This is a genomic window from Pseudomonas edaphica (assembly GCF_005863185.1).
Taxonomy (GTDB): Bacteria; Pseudomonadota; Gammaproteobacteria; order Pseudomonadales; family Pseudomonadaceae; genus Aquipseudomonas; species Aquipseudomonas edaphica.
The window spans coordinates 1-5,103 of record NZ_VBVZ01000453.1 but is presented as its reverse complement, the minus strand read 5'-3'; the positions used below and the strand labels follow the sequence as shown (position 1 = coordinate 5,103).

The following is a 5,103-nucleotide window of genomic DNA, read 5'->3' as shown; positions in this document are numbered from 1 at the left end:
TCGCAGGCAAGCCAGCTCCCACACTTGAAATGCGTACCCCTGTGGGAGCTGGCTTGACTGCGATAGCGCCCGCTCAAACAGCGAGATTTTCCAAGGCGCACACATCCTCATCCAACTCATCGATTTGCTTGATCTGCTCAATCATCGCCTCTGCCAACGGCGACAACCGATACCCCGCCCGACTGACAATCCCGTAGCGCGTATAGCGCTCCTCCAAGTCCTCCGCCAGCCCATCAATCTTCAAACACACCAACTCACCCCGCGCCATGTGCAGCACATCGCTGTTGGCGCTGACGATGCCGATCGCATCCGAGCGCAGCACCACGCCCATCAGGCTGTAGCCGTTTTCGCATTCCACATTGGGCAGGTAATCCGGCCGGCCGCTGAGGTCGACGATGACCTTGCGCAGGTTCGGCGGGCGAATCGTCACCGCCAGCGGGTAGCTCATCAGCTCGCCGGCGCTGACGCTTTCGCGCTTGGCCAGCGGGTGCCCGGCGCGACAGCAGAAGTACCAGCGCCGCGCACGCAGGCGGTGGGTGTGGTAGTCCGGGTTGGCTTCGAAGTGGCGGGTGTCGGCGACGAAAAATTCGAAATCTTCGCTGAGCAGGCGCTTGCTCAAACTTTGCCAGTCATCCACCTGGAACTGCACGCGGGCCTTGGGGTAGCGCCCGATAAAACTGCCGATGGCACGCGGGATCAACCCGGCAGCGGGTGCCGGGCCGCAGCCGAAGCGCAGTTCACCGGCTTCCAGGCCATTGAACTGGCTGATCTCGTTGGCCAGTTGTTGCGCGCCGCTGACCAGGCGCCGTGCATGTTCGAGCAGCACCTGGCCTTGTTTGGTCGGCGCCAGGTCCTTGCGGCCACGGTCCACCAACTGGCAACCGGCACTGTGTTCCAGCGCCTGGATGCTGCGACTGAACGCCGACTGCGACAGGTTCACGGCCAACGCCGCCGCGACAAAACTGCGTTGTTCGGCAAGGGCAATGAAGTGGCGAAGTTGGCGCAAGTCGATATGCATTTTTCACATCAAAAATATCCGGGAAATGCATTGGCTATGCATTAGGTCGACTCCTTATAAAGGCTATCTCTTATGCAGTAAATGTTCGTAAAAACATAAATAAATAACCTATTGGAATATTGGATGAACAATATTTCCAGGTTTCGGAGCCGCTTATGAGTCTGTTGAAGTCCTTGCCCCTGGCCATGTTGGTGGCCGGCAGCACCAGTTGGTCGCCGACCCAGGCCGCCGAAACACCTGCGCCTGCCGGCAAGGGCGAAAACGCCAGCGGCCAGCTTGAGACCGTCACTGTGACCGCACGGCGGCGTACCGAAAGCGCGCAGGAAGTGCCGACGCCCATGAGCGTCATCGGCGGCCAGGCGCTGGAGAGCCAGCGGGTCTACCGCATTCAGGATTTGCAGCAACTGGTGCCCAGCGTCAACGTCGCTTATATGCATGCGCGTCAGTCCAGCGTGTCGATTCGCGGGTTGGGCAACAACCCGGCCAGCGACGGTCTGGAAGGCAGCGTGGGGCTGTATATCGACAACGTTTATCTTGGGCGGCCGGGCATGGCGGTGTTCGACTTGATGGACATCGAGCAGCTCGAAGTCTTGCGCGGCCCGCAAGGCACCTTGTTCGGCAAGAACACCACGGCGGGCGTGATCAATATCAGCACGCGCGCGCCGAGTTTTACCCCGGAGCGCAGCATCGAAACCTCGTTGGGCGAGGACGGTTATTTCCAGACCAAGGGCACGATTTCCGGCCCGCTCACCGACGAGTTGGCGGGGCGTTTTTCGGCCTATCGCACACGCAGCGATGGCGACATCAAGAACGAATACGACGGCCATGATCTTAACGGCGGCTCACGCCAGGGCTTTCGCGGGCAGTTGCTGTACAAGCCCAGCGACACCTTCAACCTGCGCTGGATCGGCGACTACAACGAAGAAGATTCCAGCGCCGGCACCCGCGTGCTGTACAGCACGGGGCCGACCATCAATGGCACCAACCTCTATCAATCCCGGGCCGCAGCGGCGGGCGCGACCCTGGTGGATGGCACCCATCGCAAGGTCAACCTGGACAACGACCAGCATGTCACCGTGTTCCAGGGCGGCACTTCATTGGAAGCCAACTGGACGTTGCCGAGTGACTTCACCCTGACCTCGGTCAGCTCCTATCGCTGGTGGAATTTCACCCCGCGCAATGACGACGGCCTCAACGTGCCGGCGTCGTATAACGCTGGCGTGTCGGTAGAGGATAAGCAGTGGTCCCAGGAATTCCGCCTGGCCTCGCCCACCGGCGGTTTCTTCGACTATGTGCTGGGCGCCTATTACTTCGGCAACTCGCTGGATAACAAATCCTTCGCCTATTACGGGCCCAAGGCGGATATCTGGAATGGCACGCCGACCGGCGCCTTGAATGATGTGAGCAGCGTCGGCAACGGGCATATTCGCACCGACAGCTTTGCCCTGTTCGCCCAAGGCACCTGGCACCTCACGGAACGCCTGGATTTCACCGCCGGTGTGCGCGGCACCTACGAAGAAAAAAGCGCCTGGGTCAGCCGCAATGCACCCGTGGGTGGCGCTGCGGTCACCGGCGCCGCTGCCACGGCGCGGCGCGGGCGCACCGGCGCGTATGACTCCGGCGATCTCAACCAGTACAGCGCTACGCCGTCGGGGCTGCTCAACCTGAGTTATCACTTCAACGATAATTTGTTGGGCTATGCGACGTTGTCCCATGGCGAGAAGTCCGGCGGGGTGAATTTGGTGGTGGGTTCTGCGCCGACGGCCGGGGCCGATTCACTGCTGGTGGGCACCGAGCGCGCCAATAACGCCGAGTTGGGGTTTAAAAGCACGCTGTGGGACCGCCGCCTGCAACTTAATGCCAACCTGTTCTGGACCCAGGTCAACGGCTACCAGACCAACGCCTACGACCAGGAAAACCGCGTGCAATACCTGACCAACGCAGGTTCGGTGCGCTCACGCGGCGTGGAAGTGGAAAGCACGCTGGTGCCGATCCGGGGCCTGACGTTGAATATCAATGGCTCGTTCAACGATGTGAGTTACCTGTCTTACAAAGATGCGCCGTGCCCACCGGAAGTCAGCTTGCGTCCGGGTGCACCGGCCTCCTGCGACTTGAGCGGCCACCAAGTGGTGGGCGCGTCCAAGTGGATCGCCAACGCCAACGGCGAATACAAGTGGAACCTGGATAACGGCTTCGAACCTTACGTGACCGCCAGCTATGCATTCCGCTCCAAAGCGGTGGGCACGGTGGAGGATTCCGACTATGGGCAGATTCCGGCCTACGCGGTGGTCAACCTCTCTACCGGCCTGCGCGGCAACTACCAGCAAGGGCAGTGGGATGTGTCGTTGTGGCTGAAAAACGCCTTCGACAAAACCTACTACACCACCCTGTGGACGGGCGGCAATGGCGGCTACGAAGGCTTGCTGGGCACGCCGCGCACCCTAGGCGTGACGGGCCGCTACGACTTCTGAGTCGGTGCGGTAGGTGGCCGGGCTGAACACCCGCGTCACCACCAGCATCGCCAGCACCGTGACCGTCAGCACCACCCAGGCGCTGACGAAGTTGCCGGTGAGTTCACGCAGCCAGCCGGTCAGCCAGGGCGAAACCGCGTTGATCAAAAAGCCCACGCCCTGCACGAAGGCCGCCAGTTGCCCGGCCTGACGTGGATCGCGGTGGTGGTCGAGGGTCAGCAGCAGGCTCAGGGCGAAACACGCGCCCAGGCCAAAACCGCACAAGGCTACCCAAAGGTGCGGGTACTCCAGCGGTGCGAGGATCAGGCCGAGGTAGCCGACAGTCTGTGCCAGCAGGCTGATGCCGAGCAGCGGGCGACGGTCGATACCGCGCTGAGCCAGCACCGGCATCAACAGTGCAGCGATCACCTGGAAGATGGTCATGAACGCCAGCAACGAACCGCTCGGCAACACGCCCCAGCCCAGTTGCTGATAGTAGGCCGGCAGCCACGCCACCATGCTCATGTAGCCGCAATTCACCAGCCCGAAATACAGCGCCAGCAGCCAGGCCCGACGATTGCGCAGCCCCTTGAATGCCGGCGCGATTTGCAGGTTTCTCGCCGCGCCCAACGGCAGCCAGGCCCACAGCAGCAACGCCCCCAACGCAGGTAACAGCCAAACGCCAAGCCCCGCCTGCCATTGCTGAAAATGCGTAGCCACCACGGGGCTGAGCAACGCCGCCAGGCCACCGCCCGCCATCAACGAGGCTGAATACACACCCATCGCCACCGGCACGCGGTGATGAAATTCGCGCTTGATCATCGCCGGCACCAACGCCTGGATCAGCGCCACACCGGCACCGCCCAGCAACGCGGTAACCAGCAGCGCCGACGCCTGGCCCATCAACCAGCGCGCCAGGCACGCCAGCAGAATCATCATCAAGCCAAGGGCAATGCCGCGCCGCTCGCCCAGACGCGCTTCCACGCGCACGCCGACCAGCGCCACCAGGCCCATGCACACCACCGGCAGGCTGGTGAGCAGGGCGCTGCTTTGGAAGCTCAGGCCGGTGGCCTGGCGGATCTCGCCGAGCAAGGGGCTGATGGAGCTGAGGATGGGGCGCAGGTTCAGGCCCAGTACGACCAAAAGGCCCCAGCCGGCCAATTTTCCTGCGAATGAATGGTTGAGCGTCATGCACGGCCTATCGTCTGCGCAAAAGAGGCGTGAAGTATGGCGAGCCGCCAGAGTATTCTGAAATTAAATATAACCATGCCAACCAGTGGCAAACGCAATGGTGAAAAACATGTTCGATCCCGTGTTGCTGCGCAGTTTTATCGCCGTGGTGGATTGCGGCAATTTCACTCGCGCTGCCGAGCGCTTGCACCTGACCCAATCCACCGTGAGCCAGCAGATTCGTCGCCTGGAAGACGCCGTGGCATGCCAGTTGCTCGACCGCGATCAACGCCACGTGGTGGCCACCGCCGAGGGCGAGCGTTTGCTGGCCTACGCGCGGCGCATCCTCGCGTTGCATGAGGAGGCCGCCGATGTGTTGATCAACCAGCAAAGCGACGGCGTGTTGCGCCTCGGCGTGCCGGAGGACTTTGCCGCCGAGCGCCTGATGCCGTTGCTGTCGGCCTT

At 62.1% G+C, this 5,103-nt stretch carries 4 protein-coding genes; 2 read left to right on the top strand and 2 right to left on the bottom strand.

The genetic code is table 11. The features are described from left to right. Window positions 1–73: 73 nt before the first annotated feature. Window positions 74–1,018 carry a LysR family transcriptional regulator gene (locus FEM54_RS23970; protein ID WP_138453383.1) on the bottom strand — a complete coding sequence of 315 codons (945 nt, stop codon included), beginning with the start codon at window positions 1,016–1,018 and terminating at the stop codon, window positions 74–76. Between the two features lie 155 nt (window positions 1,019–1,173). On the opposite strand from FEM54_RS23970, the gene FEM54_RS23965 reads away from it, so the two are divergent. Next, window positions 1,174–3,489, top strand: a complete 2,316-nt coding sequence (locus tag FEM54_RS23965) for a TonB-dependent receptor (protein WP_138453382.1) — start codon at window positions 1,174–1,176, stop codon at window positions 3,487–3,489. Here the strand turns inward: FEM54_RS23965 and FEM54_RS23960 are convergent. Beyond that, window positions 3,460–4,659 (bottom strand): CynX/NimT family MFS transporter, encoded by a 1,200-nt coding sequence (locus tag FEM54_RS23960; RefSeq protein ID WP_017136710.1) that lies wholly within the window; start codon window positions 4,657–4,659, stop codon window positions 3,460–3,462. The two genes, FEM54_RS23965 and FEM54_RS23960, sit on opposite strands and share 30 nt — an antisense overlap. Before the next feature lie 109 nt (window positions 4,660–4,768). On the opposite strand from FEM54_RS23960, the gene FEM54_RS23955 reads away from it, so the two are divergent. Continuing rightward, window positions 4,769–5,103: LysR family transcriptional regulator (locus FEM54_RS23955; protein WP_138453381.1), on the top strand; the 335-nt coding region annotated here is incomplete at its 3' end.

Bases quoted from the DNA above. Each gene is read 5' to 3' on its own strand.
- FEM54_RS23965 (WP_138453382.1), top strand. From the start codon at position 1,174: ATGAGTCTGTTGAAGTCCTTGCCCCTGGCCATGTTGGTGGCCGGCAGC.
- FEM54_RS23970 (WP_138453383.1), bottom strand. From the start codon at position 1,018: ATGCATATCGACTTGCGCCAACTTCGCCACTTCATTGCCCTTGCCGAA.
- FEM54_RS23960 (WP_017136710.1), bottom strand. From the start codon at position 4,659: ATGACGCTCAACCATTCATTCGCAGGAAAATTGGCCGGCTGGGGCCTT.